General features: G+C 73.7%; 27 protein-coding genes. 12 read left to right on the forward strand and 15 right to left on the reverse strand.

The genetic code is table 11. The annotated features are described in order from the left end of the window. Nucleotides 1-157: 157 nt before the first annotated feature. Entirely contained in the window at nt 158-1,546 is a 1,389-nt protein-coding gene (locus tag ACZ4XX_RS25045) for an NAD(P)/FAD-dependent oxidoreductase (RefSeq protein ID WP_468510103.1), read from the reverse strand. 346 nt (nt 1,547-1,892) lie between these two features. Here ACZ4XX_RS25045 and ACZ4XX_RS25050 point away from each other — a divergent pair, with 346 nt between their 5' ends. From ACZ4XX_RS25050 to ACZ4XX_RS25065, 4 genes are all read left to right on the forward strand, one after another. Beyond that, nucleotides 1,893-2,780 carry an aminoglycoside phosphotransferase family protein gene (locus ACZ4XX_RS25050; protein WP_468510104.1) on the forward strand — a complete coding sequence of 296 codons (888 nt, stop codon included), beginning with the start codon at nt 1,893-1,895 and terminating at the stop codon, nt 2,778-2,780. Between the two features lie 98 nt (nt 2,781-2,878). Then, nucleotides 2,879-3,400 carry a GNAT family N-acetyltransferase gene (locus ACZ4XX_RS25055; RefSeq protein ID WP_468510105.1) on the forward strand — a complete coding sequence of 174 codons (522 nt, stop codon included), beginning with the start codon at nt 2,879-2,881 and terminating at the stop codon, nt 3,398-3,400. 1 nt (nt 3,401) lies between these two features. After that, complete coding sequence (locus ACZ4XX_RS25060) at nt 3,402-3,794, forward strand: hypothetical protein (protein WP_468510106.1); 393 nt, start codon at nt 3,402-3,404, stop codon at nt 3,792-3,794. A gap of 50 nt (nt 3,795-3,844) precedes the next feature. Next, a complete protein-coding gene (locus ACZ4XX_RS25065; RefSeq protein ID WP_468510107.1) occupies nt 3,845-4,180 on the forward strand; it encodes a hypothetical protein in 336 nt (111 codons plus the stop codon). A 22-nt stretch (nt 4,181-4,202) separates the two neighbouring features. Here the strand turns inward: ACZ4XX_RS25065 and ACZ4XX_RS25070 are convergent, their stop codons facing one another. Both ACZ4XX_RS25070 and ACZ4XX_RS25075 read right to left on the reverse strand, forming a co-directional pair. Next, nucleotides 4,203-5,201 carry a zinc-binding dehydrogenase gene (locus tag ACZ4XX_RS25070; protein WP_468510108.1) on the reverse strand — a complete coding sequence of 333 codons (999 nt, stop codon included), beginning with the start codon at nt 5,199-5,201 and terminating at the stop codon, nt 4,203-4,205. 57 nt (nt 5,202-5,258) lie between these two features. Next, the gene (locus ACZ4XX_RS25075) at nt 5,259-6,449 is read right to left on the reverse strand and encodes an NAD(P)-binding protein (RefSeq protein WP_468510109.1); all 1,191 of its coding nucleotides are present in this window, start codon (nt 6,447-6,449) and stop codon (nt 5,259-5,261) included. Between the two features lie 126 nt (nt 6,450-6,575). On the opposite strand from ACZ4XX_RS25075, the gene ACZ4XX_RS25080 reads away from it, so the two are divergent. Further along, the gene (locus ACZ4XX_RS25080) at nt 6,576-7,250 is read left to right on the forward strand and encodes a pentapeptide repeat-containing protein (RefSeq protein WP_468510110.1); all 675 of its coding nucleotides are present in this window, start codon (nt 6,576-6,578) and stop codon (nt 7,248-7,250) included. 111 nt (nt 7,251-7,361) lie between these two features. On the opposite strand, the gene ACZ4XX_RS25085 is transcribed toward ACZ4XX_RS25080, so the two are convergent. Genes ACZ4XX_RS25085 through ACZ4XX_RS25095 form a run of 3 tightly spaced genes read right to left on the reverse strand, consistent with a single transcriptional unit; the run spans nt 7,362 to nt 9,917 of the window. Further along, nucleotides 7,362-7,862, reverse strand: a complete 501-nt coding sequence (locus ACZ4XX_RS25085; protein WP_468510111.1) for a hypothetical protein — start codon at nt 7,860-7,862, stop codon at nt 7,362-7,364. Between the two features lie 13 nt (nt 7,863-7,875). Further along, complete coding sequence (locus ACZ4XX_RS25090) at nt 7,876-8,553, reverse strand: response regulator (protein ID WP_468510112.1); 678 nt, start codon at nt 8,551-8,553, stop codon at nt 7,876-7,878. Beyond that, entirely contained in the window at nt 8,550-9,917 is a 1,368-nt protein-coding gene (locus tag ACZ4XX_RS25095) for a sensor histidine kinase (RefSeq protein WP_468510113.1), read from the reverse strand. Before ACZ4XX_RS25095 ends, ACZ4XX_RS25090 begins: the two co-directional genes overlap by 4 nt. A gap of 132 nt (nt 9,918-10,049) precedes the next feature. On the opposite strand from ACZ4XX_RS25095, the gene ACZ4XX_RS25100 reads away from it, so the two are divergent. Next, the gene (locus ACZ4XX_RS25100) at nt 10,050-11,147 is read left to right on the forward strand and encodes an ATP-binding cassette domain-containing protein (protein ID WP_468510114.1); all 1,098 of its coding nucleotides are present in this window, start codon (nt 10,050-10,052) and stop codon (nt 11,145-11,147) included. Beyond that, nucleotides 11,144-12,001: an ABC transporter permease gene (locus ACZ4XX_RS25105; RefSeq protein ID WP_468510115.1), complete on the forward strand. Its 858-nt coding sequence runs from the start codon at nt 11,144-11,146 to the stop codon at nt 11,999-12,001. The genes ACZ4XX_RS25100 and ACZ4XX_RS25105 overlap by 4 nt, the downstream gene beginning before the upstream one ends. A gap of 6 nt (nt 12,002-12,007) precedes the next feature. Here ACZ4XX_RS25105 and ACZ4XX_RS25110 read toward each other — a convergent pair whose 3' ends face one another. From ACZ4XX_RS25110 to ACZ4XX_RS25120, 3 genes are all read right to left on the reverse strand, one after another. Beyond that, nucleotides 12,008-13,213, reverse strand: a complete 1,206-nt coding sequence (locus tag ACZ4XX_RS25110; RefSeq protein WP_468510116.1) for an FAD-dependent monooxygenase — start codon at nt 13,211-13,213, stop codon at nt 12,008-12,010. Between the two features lie 103 nt (nt 13,214-13,316). Beyond that, nucleotides 13,317-13,937 (reverse strand): response regulator, encoded by a 621-nt coding sequence (locus ACZ4XX_RS25115; RefSeq protein ID WP_468510117.1) that lies wholly within the window; start codon nt 13,935-13,937, stop codon nt 13,317-13,319. Next, a complete protein-coding gene (locus ACZ4XX_RS25120) occupies nt 13,937-15,154 on the reverse strand; it encodes a sensor histidine kinase (RefSeq protein WP_468510118.1) in 1,218 nt (405 codons plus the stop codon). The genes ACZ4XX_RS25115 and ACZ4XX_RS25120 overlap by 1 nt, the downstream gene beginning before the upstream one ends. 258 nt (nt 15,155-15,412) lie before the next feature. On the opposite strand from ACZ4XX_RS25120, the gene ACZ4XX_RS25125 reads away from it, so the two are divergent. Both ACZ4XX_RS25125 and ACZ4XX_RS25130 read left to right on the forward strand, forming a co-directional pair. Next, on the forward strand, nt 15,413-15,952 hold the full coding sequence (locus ACZ4XX_RS25125; RefSeq protein ID WP_468510119.1) for a GlcG/HbpS family heme-binding protein: 540 nt from the start codon (nt 15,413-15,415) through the stop codon (nt 15,950-15,952). A 92-nt stretch (nt 15,953-16,044) separates the two neighbouring features. Further along, complete coding sequence (locus tag ACZ4XX_RS25130; RefSeq protein WP_468510120.1) at nt 16,045-17,475, forward strand: M1 family metallopeptidase; 1,431 nt, start codon at nt 16,045-16,047, stop codon at nt 17,473-17,475. Nucleotides 17,476-17,732: 257 nt separating this feature from the next. On the opposite strand, the gene ACZ4XX_RS25135 is transcribed toward ACZ4XX_RS25130, so the two are convergent. Both ACZ4XX_RS25135 and ACZ4XX_RS25140 read right to left on the reverse strand, forming a co-directional pair. After that, on the reverse strand, nt 17,733-18,257 hold the full coding sequence (locus ACZ4XX_RS25135; RefSeq protein ID WP_468510121.1) for a GNAT family N-acetyltransferase: 525 nt from the start codon (nt 18,255-18,257) through the stop codon (nt 17,733-17,735). A gap of 64 nt (nt 18,258-18,321) precedes the next feature. Further along, on the reverse strand, nt 18,322-18,897 hold the full coding sequence (locus ACZ4XX_RS25140; RefSeq protein WP_405856101.1) for a TerD family protein: 576 nt from the start codon (nt 18,895-18,897) through the stop codon (nt 18,322-18,324). Nucleotides 18,898-19,012: 115 nt separating this feature from the next. On the opposite strand from ACZ4XX_RS25140, the gene arfB reads away from it, so the two are divergent. After that, entirely contained in the window at nt 19,013-19,450 is a 438-nt protein-coding gene (arfB, locus tag ACZ4XX_RS25145; protein ID WP_468510122.1) for an alternative ribosome rescue aminoacyl-tRNA hydrolase ArfB, read from the forward strand. 34 nt (nt 19,451-19,484) lie between these two features. On the opposite strand, the gene ACZ4XX_RS25150 is transcribed toward arfB, so the two are convergent. Continuing rightward, nucleotides 19,485-20,048, reverse strand: coding sequence for a flavin reductase family protein (locus ACZ4XX_RS25150; protein ID WP_468510123.1), 564 nt, complete (start codon nt 20,046-20,048; stop codon nt 19,485-19,487). Nucleotides 20,049-20,334: 286 nt separating this feature from the next. Between ACZ4XX_RS25150 and cdgB the strand changes: the two genes are divergently transcribed. Together cdgB and ACZ4XX_RS25160 are read left to right on the forward strand one after the other, a co-directional pair. Then, a complete protein-coding gene (cdgB, locus tag ACZ4XX_RS25155; protein ID WP_468510124.1) occupies nt 20,335-22,146 on the forward strand; it encodes a diguanylate cyclase CdgB in 1,812 nt (603 codons plus the stop codon). 95 nt (nt 22,147-22,241) lie between these two features. Beyond that, on the forward strand, nt 22,242-23,213 hold the full coding sequence (locus ACZ4XX_RS25160) for a carbohydrate-binding protein (RefSeq protein WP_468510125.1): 972 nt from the start codon (nt 22,242-22,244) through the stop codon (nt 23,211-23,213). A gap of 76 nt (nt 23,214-23,289) precedes the next feature. Here ACZ4XX_RS25160 and ACZ4XX_RS25165 read toward each other — a convergent pair whose 3' ends face one another. The 3 genes from ACZ4XX_RS25165 to ACZ4XX_RS25175 form a co-directional block, all read right to left on the reverse strand. Beyond that, nucleotides 23,290-24,216: a 1-phosphofructokinase family hexose kinase gene (locus tag ACZ4XX_RS25165; protein ID WP_468510126.1), complete on the reverse strand. Its 927-nt coding sequence runs from the start codon at nt 24,214-24,216 to the stop codon at nt 23,290-23,292. 136 nt (nt 24,217-24,352) lie between these two features. Next, nucleotides 24,353-25,495 (reverse strand): N-acetylglucosamine-6-phosphate deacetylase, encoded by a 1,143-nt coding sequence (gene nagA / locus ACZ4XX_RS25170; RefSeq protein ID WP_468510127.1) that lies wholly within the window; start codon nt 25,493-25,495, stop codon nt 24,353-24,355. Next, entirely contained in the window at nt 25,495-26,454 is a 960-nt protein-coding gene (locus ACZ4XX_RS25175) for an ROK family protein (RefSeq protein WP_468510128.1), read from the reverse strand. The genes nagA and ACZ4XX_RS25175 overlap by 1 nt, the downstream gene beginning before the upstream one ends. Nucleotides 26,455-26,559: the final 105 nt, after the last annotated feature.

The following is a 26,559-nucleotide window of genomic DNA, read 5'->3' on the forward strand; positions in this document are numbered from 1 at the left end:
TCGGGGTGAGTGGAGCGCTGAGGAGAGTGAGGGAGTGGAGTGCTGGGGGAAGGGGAGTGACGGGAGCGGAGTGACGCGGTGGCGGGGCTGGAGTGACGTGGGGTGAGTCCTGGGGAGAAGGGCCGGTGCGGGTGCCCGGCCCGCGCCGGCCCCGCTCTCAGCGGCCGCTCAGACGGTTCGCCAGGATCGCCACCCTGTCCGTCGCCGCCGCGTGGCCCGTCGCCTCGCGGCGGTCCGCGCCCCGGAAGGCCGCGTACATCGTCTGGACTCCCAGCCAGCGCAGCGGCTCGGGTTCCCATTTGCGGACCTTGTGGTTCACCCAGGGGAGGGCCGTGAGGTCGGTCGGGCCCGACTGGCCCGAGTCCTGCTGGATGAGGTCGCGCAGGGTGCGGGCCGCGAGGTTCGCCGTCGCGACGCCCGAGCCGACGTATCCGCCCGCCCAGCCCAGGCCCGTCGAGCGGTCCAGGGTGACCGTGGCGCACCAGTCGCGCGGGACGCCGAGGACGCCGGACCAGGCGTGGTCCACCCGCACCCCCGCGAGCTGGGGGAAGAAGCGGACCAGGATGTCGCGGAGCGCCTCGATCGTCTGCGGCTGGGTGCGGCCGTCGTTGTCGGTCTTGGAGCCGAAGCGGTACGGGACTCCCCGGCCGCCCAGGGCGATGCGGCCGTCGGCGGTGCGCTGGGCGTACATGTAGGCGTGGGCCATGTCGCCGAGGGTCTCGCGGCCGTTCCAGCCGATCGACTCCCACTGGGCGTCGGTGAGCGGCTCGGTGGCGATCATCGAGGAGTTCATCGGCAGCCAGGTGCGGCGCTGGCCGGCGAGGGAGGCCGTGAAGCCCTCGGTGCAGCGCAGGATGTACGGGGCGCGGACCGTGCCGTACGGAGTGACCGCGTGCTTCGGCTTGATCTCGGTGACCGGGGTCGACTCGTGGATGGTGACGCCGAGCGCCTCGACGGCCGCCGCGAGGCCCTTCACCAGTTTCACGGGGTGGAGGCGGGCGCCGTGCGGGGTCCAGGAGGAGCCGACGGCGCCGGTGACGCGGATGCGGTCGGAGGTCTCGCGGGCTCCGTACATCTCCCGGTCCGTCTCGCCGAAGGCGATCTCGACGGCGTGGAAGTCCTTGAGGCGGGCGAGCTGGGCGGGGGAGAGGGCGACCTCCAGGACGCCGCCGCGGTGCTGGTCGGCCTCGATCTTCTCGGTCTCGCAGACGTCGAGGACCTCGGTGACGGTGGCGTTCATGGCCTGCTGGAGGCGGACGGCGGCCTCGTGTCCGTGGAGCTTGGCGTAGCGGTCGCGGCCGGCGATGCCGTTGTAGAGCCAGCCGCCGTTGCGGCCGGAGGCGCCGTAGCCGCAGAACTTCGCCTCGAGCACGGTGATGTTGAGGAAGGGGACGGCCTTCTTGAGGTAGTAGGCGGTCCACAGGCCCGTGTAGCCGCCGCCGACGATGCAGACGTCGGCCGTGGTGTCGCCGGGGAGCGGTTCGCGGGGGTCGGGGGCGCCGTCCTGCGCGTACCAGAACGAGATGCCGCCGTTGACCGTACTCATGTGTATCCCTCTTCCGGGTGCGTGGGCGGGAGGTTACCGGGGGTCCTGGGCCTGTGGATACGGGTCCTTCGGCGGCGATTCCCGGACGGGGCACGGCCTGGCTTCGAGGGTGGACGGCGCAGGCGCGGCCGCCACGGATTGCGTCGCTCCGGAAGCACTCTCCCCTGCCCGTACGCAGGACGTACCGGCGGTGGGTGGCGGACTCCGAGCAGGCCTTCGAGGACTCGGGCGTCGGAGGCACGCCGACCGTCCTGGTGGGCGGGGGGTGCTGCCGGGCGGGGACGCCCTGTACGGCGCGGCCCGATTCTCGGAGGCGCTGCGTGACGCCGGTGTCTAGGGTCGTGGGGTGATTCACGTACCGGATCAACTTGTCGCGTCTCAGGTGAAGTACAACGGCGAGGCCGGGCGGGCGTTCGTCGCCGCGCTGCCGGAACAGGCCCAGGAGTTCCTCGACCGGTGGGGGCTACGGGTCACGGGGCCCTCCATGTACGGCATGGCGTCGCTCGTGCTGCCCGTCGACCGGGTCGCTGACGGTACGCCGGCCGCGCTGAAGATGCAGATCCTCGACGACGAGACCGAGGGGGAGCCGGTCGGGCTGCGCGCCTGGGACGGCGGCGGTGTGGTGCGGCTCCTCGACCATGACGCCGATACGGGGACGATGCTGCTGGAGCGGCTCGACGAGGCCCGGCCGCTGAGCTCCGTCGCCGACACGCGGGAGGCGATGGGCGTCGTCGCGGGGCTGCTCGCCCGGCTGGTGGCGCTGCCGGCGCCGGAGGGGCTGCGGGGGCTCGGCGACATCGCGGCCGGGATGCTCGCGGACGTGCCGGACGCGGCCGGACGCCTCGGCGCGGAGGACGCGGCGGTGCTGCGGGACTGCGCTGCTGCCGTACGGGAGGTGGCGGGCGAACCGGGCGACCGGCTGCTCCACTGGGACCTGCACCTCGAGAACGTCCTGGCGGCCGAGCGTGAACCGTGGCTGGCGATCGACCCCAAGCCGCTCGCGGGGGACCCGGGCTTCGATCTGCTGCCGGCCCTGATGGACCGCTTCGACCCGGCCGACGTCCTGTGGCGCTTCGACCTCCTCGCCGAGGTCGTCGGCGACCGGGGGAGGGCGGTGGCGTGGACGCTGGGGCGGGTGCTGCAGAACGGGCTGTGGGACGTGGAGGACGGGGAGCCGGGGCTGGACGCGGAACAGGTGGAGGTCGCGCGGATCCTGCGGGCGGCGCGGGCGTGAGCCGCGGGGGAGGACGGGCGGGGGAGGACGGGCGGGGAGACGCCGGGCCGCGTGAAACCTCCTGGCCAGGACCGGTCGGCCCGGGGCAGGCTTGCCCCATGATCCGTACAGCCACGCCTGCCGACGTTCCCGTCGTCCACTCCCTCGTCCGTGACCTCGCGGAGTACGAGAAGGCTCTCGACGAGGTCCGTACGACCCCCGAGCAGCTCCGGGAGGCGCTCTTCGGCGAGCGCCCCGCCGCCTTCGCGCACGTCGCCGAGACCGAGGACGGCGAGGTCGTCGGCTTCGCCATCTGGTTCCTCAACTTCTCGACGTGGCGCGGAGTCCACGGCATCTACCTGGAGGACCTGTACGTCCGCCCGGAGGTGCGCGGCGGCGGCCACGGCAAGGCGCTGCTCACCGAACTGGCCCGGATCTGCGTCGAGCGCGGGTACGAGCGCCTGGAGTGGTCCGTACTGAACTGGAACAAGCCGTCGATCGACTTCTACGAGTCCCTCGGCGCCCGCCCGCAGGACGAATGGACGGTGTACCGCCTGACGGACGGTGCGCTGGCCGACCTGGGTGCGGTCGGAGCGGTCGGACCGGACCGTGCAGACAGTGCGGACCCCCGGAGCGTCTGACGTGGCCCTCGACACCGCCCGGCGACGGGGCTTCCTGTGCAGGTTCCTGATCGTCGTGGCGGCGTCCGCCCCCGATCAGCGGGCCTGGCGGGAGCAGCACGACATCCTCGCGGCCGACCTCGCCCCGGACCTCCTCCTCGGCCTGCGGCTGGCCCCGCCGCTCGCCGAGGAGGGAGCCCTCAGCGGTGACTCGCTGGCCGATGTGAAGCTGATCGAGGCGATCCTCGAGGACATGACCCGCGACGGGGCGACGGACTGGTGGACCGCGGAGGCGCTCTCCGACTCGCTGGACTGGGCCCGGCTGCGGGAGCTGGCCGGGCGGGTGCTCGTCCGGGAGGGGGAGAGCGGCAGGAGCCTCTGGGACCTGCGCGTGCTCCCGCGGGAGAACCGGTAGCGAGCGGTGGCGATGACGGGCCCCGCCGCCGCGGGGTGTAGGAAGGTGCCATGGATACGGACATTGAGCAGCGGTTTCAGCGGATCACGGCGTTCATCGAGGCGCGGTTGACGCCCCTCTTCGACCCGGCGAACGGCAGCGACCACGGTTTCGGCATGGACGACACCTCCCGGGCCCTGCGCGCCGCGCGTTACACCGTGCAGGCGGCCTCCGCCGTCAACGGCCTCGTGGAGAAGCGGGAGTCGGCGCCCGAGCTGCGGCAGGTGGTGGACCAGGCGTTGGAGCACAACTGGGACGTGCTGCGCTCCGTCGCCCGGATGTGGGAGGACCACCCCGACTTCCTGAAGGAGTTCAAGGCGCACTCCTGGGACGTGGTGGGCGTCTGAGGCCCGCGTACTCCTGGGCCGTCTAGGGGATCAGGACCACCTTGCCCGTCGTGCCCCGCGTCTCCAGGGCGCGGTGCGCGCCCGCCGCGTCCGCCAGCGGGAAGCGGTGGACCGCCGGGCGGAGGGTGCCCGTGGTCGCCGCGTCCAGGGCGGCGAGTTCGAGGTTGCGGACGTCGCCGCCCGCCTTCTGGAGCATGACGGGGCCGAGGACGGACTCCGACGTGATGCCGCGCGCGGCCAGTTCCTCCGGGGTGAAGGTGAGCGCCTCGCCGTCGTGGAGTCCGGCGCCCGACCAGCCGAAGACGACGTGCTGTCCGCCCTTGCCGAGGAGGTCGACGGCCGCGCGGCCGGTGTCGCCGCCGACCGAGTCGAAGACGACGGTGGCGGTGCGCTCGCCCAGGTACGCGCGGACCCTCTCCGGCCAGTCCGGCTGCTTGTAGTCGACGGCCAGGTCGGCGCCGTTCTCCTCGACGAGCGCGACCTTCGCCGGGCCGCCGGCGAGGCCGATGACGGCGGCGCCGGCGTTCTTGGCGTACTGGACGAGCAGGGTGCCGATGCCGCCGGCCGCCGCGGGTACGACGGCCACCGAGTCGGGGCCGAGTTCGGTGAACTGCAGGATGCCCAGGGTGGTGCGGCCGGTGCCGATCATGGCGACGGCCTCCGCCTCGCCGAGGTGGTCGGGCAGCTGGTGGAGGCGGGCGGCGTCGGTGACGGCGAGCTCGGCGTAGCCGCCGGGGACCATGCCGAGGTGGACGACGACCCGCCGGCCGAGCCAGGCCGGGTCGGTGCCCTCGCCGAGCGCGTCGACGGTGCCGGCGACCTCGCGCCCCGGGATCGTGGGCAGCTCGGCGGGTGCCGGGAACGGGCCCGGCATCCCCTCCCGGAGCGCGGTGTCGAGGAGGTGCACCCCGGCCGCCGCGACCTTGATGCGGACCTGGCCGGGGCCCGGTACGGGGTCGGGGGCCTCCTCGTACGTGAGGTTCTCGGCGGGGCCGAAGGCGTGGAGGCGGATGGCGTGCATGGCGTTCCCCGTTCGTCGTGCGGGTGGTTGTGGTCCGACGAGGAACAGCCTCTGACCTCAAGCATGCTTGAGGTCAAGTCCCTTCCTCGGGACACCTCGTTCGGCGCGCAGCGCCAGCGACACCGCCTCCACCGCGCTGGTGAACGACACCTCCGCGAGCACGCCGGGCGCCGCCACCTGGTCGCCCACCAGGTACACACCGTCGCCCCGGTCGACGGCCGGCCGGTCGCGCCAGGTCGTGCCGGGCCGGTCGACCGCTCCTGTACGCCCCTGGCACAGCGCCTCCCGCCGCCACACCGTCCGCTCGCGCCAGCCCGGGAACCCGAGGTCGAGGAGCCGTTCGGCGTGCGCCACGCCGTCCGCCTTCGACTCGCCGGGTCCGATCGGCAGCTGGGCCTGGATCAGCTGCTCGCCGGCCGGGGCGAGCGTGGGGTCCTGGGCCGTGAAGCGCTCGATCCAGCCCGGCGCGTCCAGGTCCGAGATGACGAACGGGTCGCCCTTACGGGTGCGCAGCGCCAGGTCGAACAGGACCGTACGGCCGCTCTCTCCCGTCAGCGACGGGTCGTCGAGCAGCCGGGCGGCGGCCGCCAGTGCGGTCGCGACGATCACGGGCCCCCCGCCGAGCGGCAGGTCGCCGAGGCTGTCGACACGGGACGACGTCTCGATCCGTACGCCCGACTCCCACGCCCGCGCGACCATCCGCTCTATCAGCTGACCCCAGCCGCCCCGGATGAAGTGCGCCTCCGGCGGCACGGAGGCGGCCCGGTGGAGCCGCTCCTGCACGAAGCGGGCGGAGAGCGCGCCCGGGTCGTGGTGGAAGGTCGCCACCGCCGCGTACGAGGCGGCGGCGTGCGCCGCCCGGCCGCCCGCGAGCCCGGTGGCCCAGGTGCGGAAGTCGACGTCCACGGGGGCCTGTTCTGCAGTGCGGAGCGACTGGCGGAACATGCCGAGCGGCGGGGTGCGGCGCAGGGCGCCGTCACGGTGGAAGCGGAGCCTGAGGGCCTCGGAGACCGGCAGCGGGGCCAGCGCGCCGAGGAGGCCGCGCTGCTTGAGCCAGGTCCAGTGCGGGCCGCCGGCGTAGATCGCATGCGGGCCCTCGTTGGTGAGGTACGGGCCCTCGGCGGTGCGAGCCCGGCCGCCGGGGGTCCGGTGCGCCTCGTGGACGGTCACCTTGACGCCCGCCTCGGCGGCGGTGATGGCCGCGGTCAGTCCGGCGAAGCCGCCGCCGATGATCGTGAGCTTCCGCATGTCGCTCTCCCGCTCGATCGGGCCGATCTCTCGTCGGCCTCGTGTCCGGTCTCGCTAGGGGGACGAGGGGCGGGGTCGCGGTTGTGACATCGGGGCGCTGTCAGTGGCGTACATCACCATGGAGGCATGGCGACGACTCGGAAGAAGAAGACGGCGGTCGCGGGGGCGCGGCGGCCGGAGCTCCGGCTCCCTCCCCTGGAGACGTACGGGGGAGGGCTCGAACCGGACGGGGACTACGACGGCCTCGCACTCACCGGGCTCGACCTCACGGGTCAGTCGGGAGAGGGCGCGCGGTTCCTGGACTGCGCGCTGCGTGAGTGCGGGCTCGACGAGGCGCGGCTGACGGGGGCCCGCTTCCTCGACTCGGTGCTCACGGGCGTACGGGGGGTGGGGACGGTCCTCGCCGGGGCGCAGCTGCGGGACGTGGAGCTCGTGGACGCGCGGCTCGGCGGGGCGCAGCTGCACGGGGCGGTGCTGGAGAGAGTGGTCGTACGGGGAGGGAAGAGCGACTACCTGAACCTGCGGTCGGCGAAGCTGAAGGACGTCGTCTTCGAGGGGTGTGTGCTGAGCGAGCCCGACTTCGGGGGCGCCTCGCTGGAACGGGTGGAGTTCGTGGACTGCGTGCTCACGGGCGTGGACTTCAGCGGGGCACGGCTCAAGGACGTGGACCTGAGGGGCGCCCAGAGGCTGGAGATCGCGCGCGGGGTCGAGTCGCTCGCGGGTGCGGTGATCTCGACGGCCCAGCTCCTCGACCTCGCGCCGGTGCTCGCGGCGCAGCTGGGGGTGCGGGTGGAGGGGTAGCGGGCGGACCGCGGCCCTGGGGGGCCGGGGTGGACGGGGATGCGGGCGGGCTGCGGCCCTCGCGGGTCGAGGCAGGCGGGGGATGGGGGCGGGCTGTGGCCCCCCGGCAGGTCAGGGCAGGCGGGGGAAGCGGGCCTGGAGGGACCAGACGGCCGGGTTGTCGGCGAGGCCCTCGTGCATGTCCGTGAGGTCGGCGAGCAGGTCGTGCAGGAAGTCGCGGGCTTCGCGGCGGAGCACCTTGTGGTTGAAGGTGAGCGGCGGCTCGTCGCCCGGCATCCAGTCGGCCTCGACGTCCACCCAGCCGAAGCGGCGCTCGAAGAGCATGCGGTCCGAGGACTCGGTGAAGTCGAGCTCGGCGTACTGCGGCTGGGAGGCGCGGTTGCCGCGCGGGTCCTGGTCGATCTGCTCGACGATGTCGCACAGGGCCCAGGCGAAGTCGAGGACGGGCACCCATCCCCAGGCTGTGGATACTTCGCGGTCCGTCTTGGTGTCGGCGAGGTACACGTCCCCGCAGAACAGGTCGTGGCGCAGGGCGTGGACGTCCGCGTGGCGGTAGTCGGTCTGCGGCGGGTCGGGGAAGCGACGGGAGAGGGAGTAGCCGATGTCGAGCACGGGACCGATGGTGTCACGGAGCCAGGCCCGCCCCGTACGCGAGGATCACCAGCTGCACCCGGTCGCGGGCGTCCAGCTTGGTGAAGAGGCGCGCCACGTGCGCCTTGGCGGTGGCCGCGCTGATGTGGAGCCGTTCCGCGATCTCGCCGTTGGACAGACCCCGGCCGACGAGGGAGAGCACCTCGCGCTCCCGGGCGGTCACTCCGTGGAGGGCGTCCGTAGGGAGGGCCGCGGTGGGGGCGGGCTCCGGGCGGGCCGCGAACTCCTCGATGAGGCGGCGCGTGACGCCCGGCGCGATCAGGGCGTCCCCGGCGGCGACGACCCGGACCGCCGCGAGGATGTCGTCCAGGGCCATGTCCTTCACCAGGAAGCCGCTGGCCCCGGAGCGGAGCGCGCCGTACACGTACTCGTCGTCGTCGAAGGTGGTGAGGACGAGGACCCGGGGCGCGCCCGGGCCGGCCGTGACGATCCGGGTCGCCTCGATGCCGTCCATGCCGGGCATCCGCACATCCATCACGACCACGTCGGGCCGTAGCTCCCGGGCGAGCCGGACGGCCTCGTCGCCCGTGCCCGCCTCGCCGACCACGAGGAGGTCGGGGTGGTCCGCCATCAGCACGCGCAGACCCGCCCGTACCAGCGGTTGGTCGTCGACGAGGAGGACGTCGATCGGGGCGGCGGGGCTGGTGCTCATGGGGCGGGGGTTCCTTCCTGGACCGGTTCCGGGGCCGCGAGCGGCAGGGACAGCGGCGGTGGCAGGGGCGGCGGCAGAGGCAGGGGCAGTACGGCCGTCACATGGAAGCCGCCACCGGGGCGAGGGCCCGCGGAGAAGCGGCCACCGAGGAGTGCGGCGCGCTCGCTCATGCCGACGATGCCGTATCCGGTGGAGGCCGGTGGGACGGATGCGGTGGGTGCGGCGGTTCCGGCGGGAGCGGTGCCGGGCTTCGTCGGTCGGCCGTCGTCCGTGATCTCGACGAGCAGCGCGTCCTCGCCCCGTTCCACGGTCACCCGGCACGTGGGCGTGGCCGCGTGGCGTACGACGTTGGTCAGCGACTCCTGGACGATCCGGTACGCGGCGAGCTCGACCTCCGGCGGCAGCGTCCGGCCCCGGTCGCCGAGGTGCCGCACCTCGACCCGTACGCCCGCGTCCGCCGTCGACGCGGCGAGCCGGTCCAGGTCCGCGAGGCCCGGCGCGGGGTCGCGCGGCGCGGCTCCGCGCCCCGGGGCGTCCTTCGTCGAGGCCCGCAGCGCTCCCAGGGTGCGGCGCAGCCCGGCGAGGGTCTCCCGGCTGGTGGTCTCGATGGTGGCGAGCGCGTTGCGGGCCTCGGCCGGCTGGGTGTCGATGACCCGGCGGCCGACGCCGGCCTGGATGGCGATGACGCCGATGCTGTGCGCGATCACGTCGTGCAGCTCGCGGGCGATCCGCAGCCGTTCGGCGGTGACGGCCTCGGCCGCCGTCCGGGCGCGCAGCTCCGCCGCGTGCGCGCGCCGCTCGCGGGAGGCGTGGCCGAGCAGCCCGGCGGTGAGCAGCGCGAGGGCCAGGGCGACGACGGTGGTGACGAAGACGTCCTGGCCCGAGGTCGTGTACAGCGCCGAACCGATCTGCACGGTGAGCGTCACGGCGGCGGCGGGCAGGGTGACCCGGAGCAGCGGACGGCGGGCCGCGAGGAGGCCGACGCAGATGTCGGCGGCGAGCACCGGAAGGTACGTCAGCTCGGCGTACGGCCGGGTCGTGGACGCGGCGAACAGGCCGACGAGCAGCAGCCCGAGCGCCGCCTCGGGCGTGCGGCGCGCGAGCGGGAGCAGGAGCCCCACGGCGACGGCGGTGAGGAACAACCGCAGTTCGCCGGAGCGGAAGGGCCCCGCCTGTACGCCCAGGAAGAGGACGAGGGGATGGACGGCGGCGGCGCACCAGGTCAGGAGGGTGGGGACACGCCCGCGCGGGGCCGTAGATCCGTCCGGGGCCATGGGTCCGTCCGGCGCCCCCGGTCCGTCCGGGGCCGGGCGTCCGTGCGGGGCGGTGGGGGCCGGCGGAGACGGGCTGGGCGTGGCGGGCATGCGGCCGATCGTATGTGCGGAAGGGTGCCGGGACATCGGCCCGCGGGCGTACACCCACGGGCCACCGTCCCCGCCCGGTTGCGGCCGGCGGGCCGATGCCGGCGGGGGTGTGGACCCGGCACCGTGGGCCGCGTGATCGAAGCCCATGAACTGACGAAACGCTACGGCCGCCGTCGCCGCATCGCGGGCCGCGCCGACCCGGAGTCGTCGCGCCGTGAGGACCCCGCTGCCACCGCCCGTCCCGCCACTGCCCGCCCCGCCGTCGCCCGCCCCGCCGTCGCCCGTCCCGCCACCGCCCGCCCCGCCGTCGCCCGCCCCGCCGTCGCCCGTCCCGCCGTCGACCGGCTCGGCTTCACCGTCCGGGCCGGGCGGGTGACCGGGTTTCTCGGGCCCAACGGGGCCGGGAAGTCCACGACCCTGCGGCTGATCCTCGGGCTCGACGAGCCGACGTCCGGGAGCGCGACCGTCGGCGGGCGGCGGTTCCGGGACCTGCCCCGCGGGCTGCGCCACGTCGGGGCGCTGCTCGACGCGCACGACGTGCACGGCGGGCGGACCGCCGAGGGGCATCTTGCCGCGCTCGCCCGCACCAACGGCATCCCGCGCCGCCGGGTCGGCGAGGTCCTCGACGAGGTGGGCCTCGCCGAGGCGGCCCGCCGCAGGATCGGCGGCTACTCCCTCGGCATGAAGCAACGGCTCGGGATCGCCGCCGCGCTCCTCGGCGACCCGCCGGTGCTGCTCTTCGACGAGCCGGTCAACGGCCTGGACCCGGAGGGTGTGCTGTGGGCGCGCGGGCTGTTCCGGCGGCTCGCCGCCGAGGGGCGGACGGTGTTCGTCTCCAGCCATCTGATGAGCGAGATGGAGCACACCGCCGACGATCTCGTCGTCATCGGCCGCGGCAGGCTGATCGCCGCCGAGAGCCTGGCGGACTTCGCCGCGCGCGGCACCGGTGCGGGCTCCGGCCGCGGCGTGACCGTGCGGACCGCCGACCCGGCGGCGGCGCCGGGCCTCACCGCCGTACTGATCCGCGCCGGGGCGACCGTACGTCCTCCGGAAGCGGCGGACGGGCCGCTGGTCGTGACGGGGCTGGGCGCGGACCGGATCGGCGTGCTCGCCTTCCGGCACGGAGTCCCGCTCGCCGAACTCGCCTCACGGGGATCGTCCTTGGAGGACGCGTTCATGGAGCTGACCGCGGACAGCGTCGAGTACCAGCCGATGGGAGGAGACCGATGAACGCCCCGCACGGCGCACCGACCCGGCCCACCACGGAGCCGACACGCGCCCCGAGAGCCCGTTTCCGTGATCTCCTCGCCGGCGAGTGGATGAAGCTGTGGTCCCTGCGCTCCACCCCCTGGGCGTTCGGCGTCGGCGCGTTCGCCGTCCTCGGCGTCAACCTCAACGCCTCCTTCGCCGACTACCGGAACTACCCGCACTACAGCGAGGGCATCCGCGAACTCTTCGTGCCTATCTGGGCGATGAGGGACGCCTTCACGCTCGGTGGGGCCATGGTGTTCATGCTGGCGACCGGGGCCCTCGGCGCGCTCGTGATCGTCGGCGAGTACGGCACCGGCCAGATCCGTACGACCTTCGCGGCCGTTCCCGACCGGCGGTCCGTGATCGCGGCGAAGGCGCTGGTCCTGACGGGTGTGATGCTCGTGTACGGGGTGCTCGTCGCCGGAGTGTCCTTCGCCGCCACCCAGGCGGTGCTGTCCGGCCGGGACGCCGGCATGTCGATCGGCCACCCGGGCGCGGCGGCGGCCCTCACCGCGTCCGCGCTGCTCGCCCCCGTGTGCGCGCTCGTCGGCTTCGGCCTCGGGGCGCTGCTCCGGCACACGGCGACGACGATCGTCACCCTCACCGGTGTCCTGCTCCTGCTGCCCGCGCTCGTCGACGGGCGCAGCCGCTGGTCGGCGACGTTCCTGCACGCCCTGCCGCAGGGCGCGTGGCGGCGGCTGACGGAGGTGGGGGACTCGCCGGTGCCGGTGGAGTTCCCGTGGTCGGCGGGCGGGGCGTGGACGGTGTACGCGGTGTGGTCGCTCGCCGCGGTGGCGGTGGCCCTGGTCGCGGTCCACCGCCGGGACGTGTGAGGGCGCTCAGCGGCGGCCGTGCACCGCGCGTGCCACGCGCGGGCCGAGCCAGCGCTTGAGGCGCCGCAACGGCTCCAGCTGTTCGGCGGCCCGGTCGATCCGGTAGTAGAGCTGCGGCGGGATGTGGGGGAGCAGCGGCGAGTGGCGCTGTCCCAGGAGCGCGAACATCCGGGCCGGTTCCAGGCGCATGTACCGCGGGAGGTTCTCGTACCACTGGGCGCTGTAGCGGGCGGCGCTCTGGGCGGAGACGAGCTCGGCGCGACGGCGCTTCCCGTACGTGGTGAGGGCCGTGTCCAGGTCGGTGTGCGCGCGCAGCGCGTCGGCCAGGGCCAGCGCGTCCTCCAGGGCCAGGGTCGTGCCCGCGCCGATCGAGTAGTGCGTGGTGTGGGCGGCGTCGCCGAGGAGGACGAGGTTGCCGTGGTGCCAGACGCGGTTGGTGAGGGTGCGGAAGGTGAGCCACTGGGCGGCGTCGTCGGCGCGGTCGCGGCCGATCAGTTCGTGCCCGTCGAGGAGGTCGTGGAACAGCTTCTCGAGGAGGTGGAGGCTGTCGGCCTCGCCGAGCGTGTCGAGGCCGAGGCCGCTCCACGTCTCCCGGGAGCACTCGACCACACAGGTGGAACGCTCGCCGCTGAACCCGTAGGCGTAGCACCAGATCCAGCCGTGCCCGGTCTCCTTGAAGGCGAAGCTGAAGGAGTCGAAGACCTTGGTGGTGCCGAGCCAGATGTACTGGTTGCGGCCGCTGGTGACCGCGCTGCCGAAGTGTTCGGGGTGGGCCTCGCGGAGCACGCTGTTGACGCCGTCGGCGGCGACCACCAGGTCCGCGTCGGCCAGCTCGGGCGCGTCGGGGCCCGCGATGTCGTGCTCGAACTCGACGTGCACGCCGAGCTCTTCGGCCCGGTCGGCGAGCAGCGCCAGCATCCTTCGCCGCCCGATGCCGAAGCCCGCGTCGCCCCGGTGGACGGTGCGTTCGTCGCGGACGATCGCGACGCCGTCGGTCCAGGTCACCGAGGCCTCGGAGACGGCGGCCGCGGACTCGGGGTCGCCCGCGCGCAGCTTGTCGAGGAGCCCGGCCCAGTACGTCACACCCCAGCCGTACGTGGAACCCTCGGGGTTCCGCTCGTACACGGTGATCTCGTGGGCGGGGTCCTGCCGCTTCAGCAGGATCGAGAGGTAGAGGCCGGCGGGTCCGCCGCCGACGATCGCGAGCTTCACGTGCGCTCCCACTGGACTGACCGGGCCTGAGGCATGACACCGTGCTGTCGAACGGCAACGCACAGTAGCAGTGGTGGGACCCCGGGTGCGCCCGAAGCGCGGCCTACGGCAGCAGGCGCCGTTCCTTCGCGACCGCCACCGCGCCCGCGCGCGTGTCGACGCCGAGCTTCGCGTAGATGCGGCCGAGGTGGGTCTTCACCGTCGCCTCGCTGATGAACAGCGCCCGCGCGATCTCGCGGTTGCCGAGGCCGCGCCCCAGCTGGCCCAGGATGTCCCGCTCCCGGTCGGTGAGGGTCGGGCCCGCCGCGCCGCGCATCCGGTCCATGACCCGGCTGGCGACCGGCGGGGAGAGGGCGGTGCGGCCCTGGGCGGCCGAGTGGATGGCGGCGAACAGCTCCTCGGGCCGCTCGGCCTTCAGGAGGTAGCCGGTGGCGCCGGCCTCGATGGCCCGCGTGATGTCGGCGTCCGTGTCGTACGTGGTGAGGACGAGGACGTGGACGCCGGTCGGCGCGATCAGGCGGGTCGCCTCCACGCCGTCGATGCCCGCGCCCAGCTGGAGGTCCATCAGGACGACGTCCGGCTTCAGCTTCGCCGCCATCGCGACGGCCTCCTCGCCGCTGCCGGCCTCGCCGACGACCTCGATGTCGGGGGTGCTGCCGAGCAGGGCGAGCAGGCCGGCGCGGACGACGACGTGGTCGTCGCAGAGGAGGATCCGTACGGACATCACTGCTCCTGGGAGGGCGGGTTCGAGGAAGGGTTCGTCGGCGGGTGCGGGTGCGTGCTCGGGAGCGGGATCGCGGCCGAGAGCACCGTGCCCTCGCCCGGCGTGGACTCGACCGTCAGGGTCCCGCCCAGCTGCTGCGCCCGCACGCGCATCGCGGGCAGCCCGTGGCCCCGTACCCCGCCCGGCCTCTCGACCGGGTCGAAGCCGCGGCCGTCGTCGGCGATGTCCAGGACCACCTGGTCGTCGAGGTACGTGAGGGTCAGGGCGGCGGAGTCGGCGCCGGCGTGCTCCCGGATGTTGGCGAGGGCGCCCTGCGCGATCCGCAGGAGCGCCGACTGCACCCGTTCGGGGAGCGGGACGGCGGTCCCGTCGACCCGGAACACCGTCGACTCGCGGGCCGCCAGGCCGCGTAGGGCCTCTTCGAGGCCGCCGCCCTCGGCGAGGTCGGCGGGCGCCAGGTCGTGCACGAAGCGGCGGGCCTCGGCCAGGTTGCGTTCGGCGATGGACTCGGCCGTACGGACGTGGCGGCGGGCGGTGTCCGGATCGCTGTCCCAGGTGCGGTCGGCGGCCTGGAGCAGCATCTGCTGGCTGGACAGGCCCTGCGCCAAGGTGTCGTGGATCTCCATCGACAGGCGCTGGCGCTCGGCGAGCGTGCCCTCGCGACGCTCGATCGCGGCGAGTTCGCGCCGGGTGCGGATGAGGTCGTCGATGAGCGCCCGCTGGCGGGCCGCCTGCCGGTCGGAGTACACGAAGACCCCGGTGGCGATGGCGGCGACGGCCGGCGGGGCGACGATCAGGTTCGGGTCCCAGCCGCCGTGCGCGAGCTGCACCTGCGCGAACACCACGAACGCGGTGAGCAGCGTGACCAGGCCGAGCGCGGCCCGCGCCGGGAGGGTGCGCAGGCCCGTGTAGAAGAGCGGCACCGCGCACCAGGCGAAGCTCGGCGCGAGGACGACGAGCAGGATCCAGACGGCGACGACGGTGCCCAGCCAGGCGATCCGGCGGGGCGCGGCGCGGGTACCGACGACGGGGCCGAGGAGGTAGAGGGAGGCGAGGGCGCCGGAGAGGGCCACGATCCAGGGGCTGCGGTCCTCCCAGGGGTGGCGCAGCAGGAAGCGGGCGAGCGAGGCGCCGAGGAGGAGGAAGAAGGCGATGTGCATGACCCGCGCGAGCCAGGTGGCGTCGGGGTCCTGGTCCGTCTGCGTCGGCCGGTTCACGTACTCACCTTCTTGACCTGGGCATATGTGTCCATCCTGGCCCGGGGGGACCACGGGGGCATCAGCCGATCGGCTGACCCGGCCGTCCTCCAGTGTGCGCGCGGAGGGCAGCCGGACCGTGGACCGGGCGGCCCGGGTTCCGGCCACAGGATTGGTTGCAGAGCGAAGGAACGGACCGCTCGCACGGTTCACCTCGGCTCGGCTCGCTTCTCCTCGCAGTTCCTCCCCGCTTCCCTCCTCACCCTCACGGAGTTCCCCATGAAGAAGATCCTCTTCGGTGCCACCGCTGCCGCTGTCGTCGCCGCCGGTACCTTCGGCGCGGTCTCCGCGAACGCCTCCGCCCCGGCCGCCGCCCCCGCCGCCGTGGTCCGCGCCGACGCCGGCAACGACAACCTCCAGCAGTCGACGCACCTGACGATCGAGGCCGCCACCAAGGCCGCGCAGGCGACGCTGGACGCCGCCGAGAAGGAGAACCAGCGCGTCTCCGTCGCCGTCGTCGACCGCAACGGCAACACCATCGTCACCCTCCGCGGCGACGGTGCGGGCCCGCAGTCCTACGAGTCGGCCGAGAAGAAGGCGTACACCGCCGTCTCCTGGAACGCCCCGACCTCCGTCCTCGCCGGCCGCCTCGCCCAGGCCCCGAACCTGAAGGACATCCCCGGCACCCTCTTCCTCGCCGGCGGCGCGCCGGTGACCGCCAAGGGCGCGCCGATCGCGGGCATCGGTGTCGCGGGCGCCCCCTCGGGCGACCTCGACGAGAAGTTCGCCCAGGCCGGCGTCGCCGCCCTCGGCAAGTAGTCGCGGCAGCGGTCCACAGTCCGCGACGGCGCCCGGATCCCCCGCCGGGCGCCGTCGCCTTCTTCCGCGTCGATCCTGCTTAGGATCGATACGTGACCCAGCGCAACCGGACGGACCGGCACCACCGGACCGGAGCAGCCGCGGGCGGCCTCGCCGCCGCCCTCACCGCCCTCGCACTCCTCGCGGGCGGCTGTACGGAGGCCACCGGCGGCGTCCGGGGGACCCCGGGGTCCGCCGGGCTGCGCGACCCGTACTTCCCGAAGCTCGGCAACGGCGGTTACGACGTCAGCCACTACGCCCTCACCCTCGCGTACGACCCCGGGACCGGGCGGCTCGACGGCACCGCCGAGATCACCGCCCGCGCGACCCAGGACCTCAGCGCCTTCAACCTCGACCTCGCGGGGCTCACCGTCGACGGGGCGTCCGTCGACGGTGAGGCCGCCGCGGTCAACCGGGCCGGGAACGAGCTGACGCTCCGGCCGCGCGAGGAGATCCGCGAGGGCGCGGAGTTCCGGACCACCGTCACGTACGGGGGCGTGCCCGAGCCGGTCACGGACGCGGACGGCTCCCGCGAGGGCTGGCTGCGCACCGACGACGGCGCCGTGGCGGTCGGCGAACCGGCGGGCTCGATGACCTGGTTCCCGGGCAACCACCACCCTTCCGACAAGGCCGCGTACGAGCTGACGCTCACCGTCCCGGCCGGGCTCGAAGGGCTCTCCAACGGCGTCAGGACGGCCCGTCGGACGGCGGCGGACGGCCGGGTGACGACCGAGTGGCATGCGGCCGAGCCGATGGCGAGCTATCTCGCGACGGTCGCGATCGGCCGGTACGAGACGGCGACCGCCGCACCTGGTTCCGGCACCGTCCCCGTGCTCACGGCCGCCGAACGCCCGATCGCCGGCGCGACGGCCCCGCTGCGCGGCGAGATTCCCGAGATCATCGCCCGGCAGGCCCGGCGTTTCGGCCCGTACCCCTTCTCCACGGCGGGCGCGATCGTCACCGAGGACGGGACGCTCGGGTACGCCCTGGAGACCCAGACGCGGCCCGTCTTCCCGGCCGCCGCCTTCGACCGGACGACCCTGGTCCACGAGCTGGCCCACCAGTGGTTCGGGAACTCGGTCTCGCCCGCGACCTGGCGGGACCTGTGGCTGAACGAGGGCTTCGCGACGTACGCCGAGTGGCTGTACACGGAGGAGTACGAGCACGTCCCCGCGCGGACGCACTTCGAGCGGGCCTTCGCCCAGGAGGCCAACTGGGCGTTCCCGCCGGCCGCCCCGCCGACCGCCGAGAACCTCTTCGACCCGCCCGTCTACCAGCGGGGCGCGATGGTCCTGCACAAGCTCCGCGAGACGGTCGGGGACGAGACCTTCGACGAGATCCTGCGCGGCTGGCCCGCGAAGTACCGTCACGCCAACGCCTCCACGGACGACTTCACCGCCTACGCGGAGAGCATGGCCGGGCGGGATCTCGACGAGCTGTGGGACGTGTGGCTGTACGGCGACGGCAAGCCGGCGAAGCCCTAGCGGGACACCCCTAGCGGACCAGCACGTCCTTGGCGGCCAGACGCGGGCCGGACCAGCACAGGCGGTAGAGGTCGACGTCCGCCAGGAGGTTGCCGTTCGACCGGTAGAACACGCACTCCGTGCCGGGCGGCCGGGGTGCGGACCGTGCGCCGTCCGGCGGGCACGGGAAGGGCCGCGCCGGGAGCAGGTCCGCGAGTTCGGCGCGGGTCCCGCCGACGAACCCGCAGGGGAACCGATGACCCCGGCCCTGGCCGGGGTCAGGTCAGGGCCTTCCGCATGACCACGCACGCGCGGCCGTGGGCGAGGTCGGGGCGGCGGTCGGTCTCCGCGTAGCCGAGGGAGGTCCAGAAGGCGAGGGCCTTCGGGTTGTTCTCCAGGACGGCGAGCCGCAGGCCCGTACGGCCCTCGGCGCGGAAGCGGTCCTCGACGTACGCGGCGAGCCGGCGTCCGTGGCCCGCGCGCCGTTCGTCCCCGTGGACCATGAGGAGTCCGAGCCACGGTTCGGGTTCCGCCGGGTCGGGGTGGCGGCCGAGGGTGACGGCGACGGCGACGAGCCGGCCCTCGGAGCGGGCGAGCAGGACCTCGGCGGTGGGCTGCGCGAGTTCGTCGGCGAGGGCGGCCGCGACCTGCTCGGACCGGATGTCGGAGGGGTCGGGGAAGTCGCCGCTCAGCTGCTGGAACTCCTCGTTCGAGGCGTACAGCGCGGTGAGTTCGGTGAGCAGCGGGCCGGGGAGGGCCGCACCGTCCTCCAGGGCCTTGGGCGCGAGGGCTTCGACGATCACGCGGCAAGGGTAGAGCCCCGGCGGGAGAACCCGGCCGGGGCTCAAGGGTGCTGCGCTGCGTCGGTCAGAGGTTGACGCCGAAGTCGCGGGCGATGCCCTCCAGGCCCGAGGCGTAACCCTGGCCGACCGCGCGGAACTTCCACTCGGCGCCGTTGCGGTACAGCTCGCCGAAGACCATGGCGGTCTCGACGGCGGCGTCCTCGGAGAGGTCGTAGCGCGCGAGCTCGGCGCCGCCGGCCTGGTTCACGATGCGGATGTACGCGTTGCGGACCTGGCCGAAGTTCTGCGAGCGGGCGACCGCGTCGTAGATGGAGACCGGGAAGACGATCTTGTCGACGTTCGCCGGGAGGCCCGCGAGGTTGACGTTGATCTGCTCGTCGTCGCCGCCGCCCTCGCCGGTGCGGTTGTCACCGGTGTGGACGATGGTCTGGTCCGGCGTCGCCTTGTTGTTGAAGAAGACGAAGTGCGCGTCGGAGGCGACCTTGCCCGCGGCGTCCACGCCGATCGCCGAGGCGTCGAGGTCGAAGTCGGTGCCGGTGGTGGTGCGGACGTCCCAGCCGAGGCCCACGGTGACAGCGGTGAGGCCCGGGGCCTCCTTGGTCAGAGAGACGTTGCCGCCCTTGGACAGGCTCACAGCCATGGAAAGTCCCTTTCATCGTGGTGTCTTCGCCTGGAGAAACGCGTGGTGCCCCCGGACGGTTCCCGGAGCACTCCCGGCGAAAACAGGATGACTCCGATGGCCCCCTGCGGGGAACATGGAGGGCATGTCCGGTCCGTATCCCATCCGCGGCTCCGTCTCGCTCCCCGAGGCCGAGCTCCAGTGGCGTTTCTCGCGTTCCTCGGGCCCGGGCGGTCAGCATGTGAACACCAGCGACTCCCAGGTCGAGCTGCGCTTCGACCTCGCGGCCACCGACGCGCTTCCCGAGGTGTGGAAGGCCCGCGCCCTGGAGCGCCTCGCCGGCCGTCTGGTGAACGGCGTCGTCACGGTCCGCGCCTCGGAGCACCGCTCCCAGTGGCGCAACCGTGAGACGGCGGCGGTGCGGCTCGCCGCGCTGCTCGCCGAGGCGACGGCCCCGCCGCCGAAGCCCCGCCGTCCGACGAAGATCCCCCGTGGCATCAACGAGCGCCGGCTGCGGGAGAAGAAGCAGCGCTCGGAGACGAAGCGGACGCGGCAGTCCCGCGACTGGGGCTGAGCCGGCCCCGTACCGCCGTACGGACGTCCCCTGGTCAGGACAGGCCCCGGTACTTCCCCTGGTAGTAGGTCAGCGGGCCGCCGCCCGCCGCCCCGGCGTCCACCGTCAGGACCCGGCCCACCACGAGCGTGTGGTCACCGGCCACGACCCTGCTCTCCGTACGGCACTCCAGGGTCGCCAGCGCGCCGCCCATGAGCGGGGCGCCGCTCTCCTCGCCGCGGGTGTACGGCAGGTCGGCGAAGAGGAGCCGGTCGCTGATGCGGTTCTTCATGGCGAAGCGCCCGGCGATGTGCCGCTGGTTCTCGCCGAGGATCGACACCGCCCAGACGGGTACCTCGGCGAGCAGGTCGTCCATGCGGGAGCCGTTGCGCAGGCTGACCAGGACCAGCGGCGGATCGAGGGAGACCGACACGAAGGCCGTGGCGGTCATGCCGACGTCCTCGCCGTGCGGGCCGTCGTCGGGGTCGTGTGCGGTCACCAGGACCACGCCGGCCGCGAGGCGGGACATCGCCGCCCGGAACTCGTCGTTGCTCACCCCCTCAGCATGGGGGATGGCCAGATCGGACACGGGGGGCGAGGTGGGGGTCTTCTGCAGCACGTCCGCACGCTAGCCCCGGCTCTCCGGGGGCCGCATCGGGCCGGGGGACCAGGCCGCCACCCCCGCGGGTCCTAGGACCCGCGGCCCGGGCGGGCGCGACCCGCGGCGACCCACGATGACCTGCTGTGACTTGAGTCACAGCGCCCAGTATTTGCTGACCCTGTGTACCGGGTGCGCAGCTCGCTGTGATTCAGTGGCAGTGACAGTGCAATACGAACGGTGACTGTGCAACACGAAGCCGATGAGAACCCTGGAGTTGCTGTCGAGGTCTCGGGGAGAGCGAGCGATGGAGACCGAGTCGGAGCCGTACGTCCGTCTCTCGACCCTGCGGCAGCTGCATCAGGTCGTGGCGGACCTCAACACTGCGCGCAGCCTGGCGGACACCCTGCAGACCGTCGCCGACGGTGTGGTCGCCGGTCTCAACTACGAGCTTGCCTGCGTCAACCTCGTACGCCCCGACGGTGACCTCGTCGTCGCCGCCTTCGCCGGCAGCTCCGCCGCCGAGGCCCTGATCACCGGCCGGGTCGGCTCCCGCGCCTCCTGGGACCGCCGCCTGTCCATGGCCACCGCCTGGGGCGACCTGCGGTTCATCCCGCACACCGAGGGCTGGGTGCTGATGGAGGACGACGTCCCCCAGTGGCACACCGACGGCCCCGCGCCCCGCTTCGAGGACGAGTGGCACCCGCACGACCGTCTCTACGCCCCCATGTACTCGCCCAGGATCGGCTCCGCCCGCCCGGGGGGAGCCCCGCCCGGCTCCGGCCGTGAGCTCCTCGGGGTCATATCCGTCGACCGTCCGCGCAACGGCCGGCACCCGGGCCCCTGGGGCCAGGAGGCGCTCCAGATGTACGCCTCCCAGTCGGCGATCGCCATCAGCAACGCCCGGCTCCGCTCCAACATGCAGCGCGCCCTCGTCCGCCTGGAGCGGGAGCAGCAGGCGCTCCGCGCCAGCGAGGAGTCCTTCCGGCAGGCCTTCGAGTACGCCCCCTCCGGCATGGCCATCGCCGAGATGGGCGGCGACCAGCACGGCCGGCTCCTGCGGACCAACGACGCCCTGTGCCGGCTCCTCGGCCGGCCCGCCGCCGCCATGCGGCGCTACTCCTTCGCCGACCTCGTCCACCCCGAGGACATAGGGACGCTGCTGCGGACCTCCGCCGAGGGCGGCCGTGCCGAGCTGCGGCTCGGGCGGCGCGACGGCACGTACGTGTGGGTGTCCCTCCGTAACTCGGTCGTCGCCGACGCGGCCGACGGCCCCCGTTTCCTCCTCACCCACGTCGAGGACATCGAGGAGCGCAAGCGGCACGAGCTCCAGCTCGCCCACCGGGCCTCGCACGACGCCCTCACCGGCCTCCCCAACAGCGCCGAGCTGCGCTCCCGGCTCTCCGCCCGGCTGTGCGAGCGCCCGGCGGCGCACGTGTCGGTCGACCAGGCGGCGGGGTACGGCGGGGCGTACGAGTCGGGGCGGGACGGCGGCTACGGGACGGGCTACGGGCCGGGCTACGACCAGGGGCACGCCGAGCAGCCCGCGCACGCCGGATACGACGCCGGCGGCTCCGGTGGCCCCGGTCACTCCGGCTACGAGTCGTCGCCGTACGAGCACGAACACGAGCACGGCTTCGGTTTCGAACCGGCGGGTGCCGGCCCGTACGACCACCACGTCCACATGGTGGCCCCCTCGGGCGGTGACATCGACGACGGCACCAAGGGCCTCGCCGTCCTCTTCTGCGATCTCGACGGCTTCAAGTCGATCAACGACCGCTTCGGGCACCACACCGGTGACGCGGTGCTCATCGAGGTCGCGCGCCGTCTCACCACCGGGGTCCGCGACGGTGACACGGTCGCCCGGCTCGGCGGTGACGAGTTCGTCGTCCTCGCCGACGGTCTCGGCGCGGCCGACGCGGCCGACCTGGCCGTACGCCTGCGCAACGCGATCATTCCGCCGATCCGGGTGGACGGCCGGGCGGTCCGCGTCGGGGCGAGTTTCGGCATCGGCTGGGCCGAATGCGGGATGACCGTGGAAGAGGTCCTGAACTCCGCCGACCAGCGGATGTACGTGGAGAAACGCTCCCGCGCCAAGGTCCACCGCCGCGCCGGCTGAGGCTCCTGACACGCCCGGGGCCGCTTCGGGGGCTGGTCCGTTCGGGGTAGGCTCGGCCGGTCGGCGACGGCTGGCGAGCATGGAGAGGAACCCGGATGGCTGCCGGTAACGACGGCGCGAACAAGCCCGAGAACGACGACCCGTTCGGCTACCTGTACGAGGACGGTCAGGCCGCGGGCGCCCAGCCCCCGGGTGGGGGCGGCTACGGCTACCCCGGCCCCGCCGCGGCTCAGCCAGGCGTGCCCCGGACCTCGTACAACCAGGTCAGAACGGTCGGCGAGCGCCAGTACGGCGGCCAGCAGCAGCCGTACGTTCCGCCGCAGCAGCAGGCCCCGTACGGCCAGCCGCAGGCGCAGTACGCCGCGCCGGAGACCTACGGCGGCCCGCCGACCCGGCAGGGACCCCCGCAGCAGCACCACCACGGTGGCGGCTCCGGCCGCGGCCCCAACACCCGGGGCATCCTCATCGGCGCGGTCGCGGTCGTCGCGGTCGTCGTGGTGGGCATCGCGGCCGCGGTGATCACGAACTCCGGCAAGGACGACGACAAGAACGACCAGGCCAACACGGGCGGCACCACCGCGACCGCGCCGGCGACGCCGTCGGAGAAGCCGAGCGCGGAGCCGAGTGCGGAGCCGACCCCGGAGGAGCTCCCGAAGCAGGACGCGGCGACGCTGACGCTGGGTGGACCGGCGGCCCTCGCCTCGACCGTGAAGGGCGCGAAGGGCCCGGGCGGCTCGTACGTGTCCTTCAACGGCGTGGGCGGTTCGGCGAGCTGGTCCGTCAAGGTGCCGGAGTCCGGTGACTACACCCTGCGGATCATCTACAGCGTGCCCGGCAAGGACGCCAAGACCTCCCTCACGGTCAACGGCGAAACCCCCCGGGACGTGCGGATGTCCAACTTCGCCAAGGCCCCCGAGGGCGACTGGGAGAAGGGCTGGACGTACACGTACGCCTACGTGACGCTCAACAAGGGCGACAACGCGCTGAAGATCTCCTGCGAGGCGGGCAACACCTGCGACGCGATCCTGGACCAGGTCTACCTGGAAGCGGGCAAGACCGGTCGCTGACCGATGCCCCTGTCGAACGGCCCCGCACGGTGACGTACCCCGCGCGGGGCCGTTCGCGTACTCGTCCGAGGGGGGCTCAGCCCGCCTCGCCCTCCGCGGTGACCGTCACTCCGGCCAGCAGTTCCGGGTAGACCGCGGCGTCGAACTCGCCCGCCACCGGTGACAGCACCGTCGCCGCCGAGAGGGCGACCGCGCGGGACAGGCGGTCGGGCCAGGGGGCGCCGTCGACCAGGCCCGACAGCAGGCCCGCGACGGCCGAGTCGCCCGCGCCCGTCGGGTTGCCCTTCACGGCAGCCGGCGGGGCCGCGCGCCACAGGCCCTCCGGGGTCGCGGCGAGGAGGCCTTCGGGGCCGAGCGAGGAGACGACCGTTCGGGCGCCGCGGCCCCGTGCCTCGCGGGTCGCGCGCAGGGGGTCGCGGGTGCCGGTGAGCTGGGCGAGTTCGTCCGCGTTGGGCTTGACGAGGTCCGGGCGGGCGGCGATGCCGCGCCGGAGGGGTTCGCCGCTGGTGTCGAGGAGGACGGGGACTCCGGCCGTACGGGCGAGCCGGACGAGTTCCGCGTACGCGCCGACGTGGATGCCCGGCGGGAGGCTGCCGCAGAGGGCGACCGCCGCGGCGCCGTCCAGGAGCGCGGTGAAGCGGGTGCGGAAGGCGGTCCACTCGGCGGCGCTCACGGTGGGGCCCGGTTCGTTGAGCTGGGTGGTGTCGCCGGTCGCGGTGTCGACGATCGCGACGGTACGGCGGGTGGGGCCGGCGGTCTCGACGAGTTCGTCGCGGACCGGGGTCGCGGCCAGCTGTTCGCGGAGCACGGCACCGGTGGCGCCGCCCGCGAAGCCGGTGGCGACGGTCTCGTGGCCGAGTGCGGCGAGCACCCGGGCGACGTTGAGGCCCTTTCCGCCGGGGCGTTCGATGACCTGGGTGACCCGGTGGGAGGCGTGCGGTGTGAGGGCGGGGACCCGGTAGGTCAGGTCCACCGCTGTGTTGAGGGTGACCGTGAGAATCATCCGACCGACCCCCGTACTCCGTGTGAAGTCCTGCGGAACGCACGCTCCGACGGGCACTGATCATGCCAAACGAAAGGCGGTTGGCCCAGACCCCCGGCCCACCGCCGTTCCGTGTGACTCCTGATCAGGGGCGTGCTCAGGCCTTCGGGTCGACGATCCACTCGCCCTTGCGCATGACGCCCTTGAGGTTGAACCCGGCGTCCAGAACCACGATGTCGGCGTCCTTGCCGGGTTCCAGGGAGCCGACGCGGTCGTACACGCCGAGCAGCCGGGCCGGGTTGGCGGAGATCGCCTGGACGACCGACTCGACGGGGAGGCCGTCGATGGTGGCGGCGCGCTTGAAGGCGCGGTCCAGGGTGAGGGTGGAGCCGGCGATGGAGCCGCCCTCGACGAGGCGGGCGACGCTGTCCTTCACCTCGACCTCCAGCGGGCCGAGCATGTAGCGGCCGTCGCCGAAGCCGGCGGCGTCCATGGCGTCGGTGATGAGGGCGACGCGCTCGGGGCCCGCGTGGTGGAAGGCGAGTTCCAGGGCGGCGGGGTGGAGGTGGGTGCCGTCGTTGATGAGTTCGACGGTGATCCGCTCGTCCTCCAGGAGGGCGGCGATCGGGCCGGGCGCGCGGTGCCCGAGGGCGGGCATCGCGTTGTAGAGGTGGGTGGCGACGGTGGCGCCGGCGTCGATGGCCTCGACGGTCTGCTCGTAGCTGGCGTCGGTGTGGCCGATGGCGGCGATCACGCCGTGCTCGGCGAGCAGGCGTACGGAGTCGATGCCGCCGGGGAGTTCGGTGGCGAGGGTGACCATCCTGGCCTGGCCGCGGGCTGCGTCGACCAGCTTGCGGACGTCGGCCGGGTCGGGGTCGCGGAGCAGGGTCTCGTCGTGGGCGCCCTTGCGGCAGGGGGAGATGAAGGGGCCCTCGAAGTGGAGGCCGGCGATCTCGCCCTGTTCGGCGAGTTCGGAGAGCAGCCCGGCCCGCTGGGTGAGGAAGTCCATCTCGCCGGTGACGAAGGAGGCGACGACGGTGGTCGTGCCGTGCAGCCGGTGGGTGTGGACGCCCTTGAGGACCTCGTCGACGCTGCCGGAGGTGAAGGACGCGCCGCCGCCGCCGTGGTTGTGCATGTCGACGAAGCCGGGGACGAGCCAGTGCCCGGTCAGGTCGACGGTGGGGGCACCGTCGGGCGAGCTGCCCACGATGCGGTCGCCTTCGACGATCACGCGTCCGTTCTCGACGATCCCGGTGGGCAGCACGACGTGTGCGCCGGCGAGAACCTTGTGATCGGCCATCAGGCGGAAACCTCCGAGTCGGTGGGGCGCTGGGGGCGCTGTTCGGCGAGCAGGTCCCAGGCGAGGAGGCCCGCGCCCAGGCATCCGGCGGTGTCCCCGAGGGCCGCCGGGACGATGGCGGGCAGCTTCTGGAACGTGACTCGCTCCTCCACCGCGGCCCGAAGTGGTGTGAACAAGGTTTCCCCGGCCTCGGCGAGTCCGCCACCGATGATGAGAGTGCGGGGGTCCAGCAGGGTGAGGGCCGTGACGAGGCCGTCCGCGAGGGCGTCGACGGCGTCCTGCCAGATGCGGAGGGCGGCGGGATCGCCGGACTCGACGGCCTTGGCGCAGTCGGCGGCGTCGGCCTTCGGGTCGCCGCTCGCCTCGGCCCAGGCCTGGGAGACGGCGGAGGCGGAGGCGTACCGCTCCAGGCAGCCGCGCTGGCCGCAGCCGCAGACGGTGCCGCCGGGGCGGACGACGATGTGGCCGATCTCGCCGGCGTAGCCGTGGGCGCCGGCCTCGATGCGGTCGCCGATGCCGATGGCGCCGGCGATGCCGGTGCCGAGGGGCACGAAGAGGAAGCGGTCGGCGCCGTTGCCCGCGCCGATGCGGCCTTCGGCGAGGCCGCCGGTGCGGACGTCGTGGCCGAGGGCGACGGGGATGCCGTCGAGTCTGCCGCTGAGGAGTTCGCGCATGGGAACGTCGTGCCAGCCGAGGTTGGCGGCGTAGACGGCGATGCCGTTCTCCGCGTCGACGATGCCGGGGACGGCGACTCCGGCGGCCGCCGCGGGCTCGCCGTACCGCTCCTGGCCGAGGGCGCGGAGCTCTGCGGCGAAGCCGAGGATCGTCTCCACGACGGCCTCGGGGCCGCGGTCGCGTCCGGTGGCGCGACGGGCCTCGTGGAGCAGGGTGCCGTCCGCCCCGACGAGGGCGGCCTTCATGCCGGTGCCGCCCACATCCAGGGCGATGACGTGTCTCACGGGTGACAGTTTGGCCCTCGCGGACCCAAAAGGTCTAGTCCACTGCCGAGGATTGTTGCGTACGGATACAAATTCGGGTCCCGTCATGGGCCCCATCGTCCCGGT

Source organism: Streptomyces sp. NPDC029956 (assembly GCF_055574655.1).

What these genes read in the sequence shown, in the direction of transcription:
- ACZ4XX_RS25045 (WP_468510103.1), bottom strand. Translation starts at nt 1,546, where the DNA reads ATGAGTACGGTCAACGGCGGCATCTCGTTCTGGTACGCGCAGGACGGC.
- ACZ4XX_RS25055 (WP_468510105.1), top strand. Translation starts at nt 2,879, where the DNA reads ATGATCCGTACAGCCACGCCTGCCGACGTTCCCGTCGTCCACTCCCTC.
- ACZ4XX_RS25065 (WP_468510107.1), top strand. Translation starts at nt 3,845, where the DNA reads ATGGATACGGACATTGAGCAGCGGTTTCAGCGGATCACGGCGTTCATC.
- ACZ4XX_RS25070 (WP_468510108.1), bottom strand. Translation starts at nt 5,201, where the DNA reads ATGCACGCCATCCGCCTCCACGCCTTCGGCCCCGCCGAGAACCTCACG.
- ACZ4XX_RS25075 (WP_468510109.1), bottom strand. Translation starts at nt 6,449, where the DNA reads ATGCGGAAGCTCACGATCATCGGCGGCGGCTTCGCCGGACTGACCGCG.
- ACZ4XX_RS25080 (WP_468510110.1), top strand. Translation starts at nt 6,576, where the DNA reads ATGGCGACGACTCGGAAGAAGAAGACGGCGGTCGCGGGGGCGCGGCGG.
- ACZ4XX_RS25090 (WP_468510112.1), bottom strand. Translation starts at nt 8,553, where the DNA reads ATGAGCACCAGCCCCGCCGCCCCGATCGACGTCCTCCTCGTCGACGAC.
- ACZ4XX_RS25095 (WP_468510113.1), bottom strand. Translation starts at nt 9,917, where the DNA reads ATGCCCGCCACGCCCAGCCCGTCTCCGCCGGCCCCCACCGCCCCGCAC.
- ACZ4XX_RS25105 (WP_468510115.1), top strand. Translation starts at nt 11,144, where the DNA reads ATGAACGCCCCGCACGGCGCACCGACCCGGCCCACCACGGAGCCGACA.
- ACZ4XX_RS25115 (WP_468510117.1), bottom strand. Translation starts at nt 13,937, where the DNA reads ATGTCCGTACGGATCCTCCTCTGCGACGACCACGTCGTCGTCCGCGCC.
- ACZ4XX_RS25125 (WP_468510119.1), top strand. Translation starts at nt 15,413, where the DNA reads ATGAAGAAGATCCTCTTCGGTGCCACCGCTGCCGCTGTCGTCGCCGCC.
- ACZ4XX_RS25140 (WP_405856101.1), bottom strand. Translation starts at nt 18,897, where the DNA reads ATGGCTGTGAGCCTGTCCAAGGGCGGCAACGTCTCTCTGACCAAGGAG.
- arfB (WP_468510122.1), top strand. Translation starts at nt 19,013, where the DNA reads ATGGAGGGCATGTCCGGTCCGTATCCCATCCGCGGCTCCGTCTCGCTC.
- cdgB (WP_468510124.1), top strand. Translation starts at nt 20,335, where the DNA reads ATGGAGACCGAGTCGGAGCCGTACGTCCGTCTCTCGACCCTGCGGCAG.
- ACZ4XX_RS25160 (WP_468510125.1), top strand. Translation starts at nt 22,242, where the DNA reads ATGGCTGCCGGTAACGACGGCGCGAACAAGCCCGAGAACGACGACCCG.
- ACZ4XX_RS25165 (WP_468510126.1), bottom strand. Translation starts at nt 24,216, where the DNA reads ATGATTCTCACGGTCACCCTCAACACAGCGGTGGACCTGACCTACCGG.
- nagA (WP_468510127.1), bottom strand. Translation starts at nt 25,495, where the DNA reads ATGGCCGATCACAAGGTTCTCGCCGGCGCACACGTCGTGCTGCCCACC.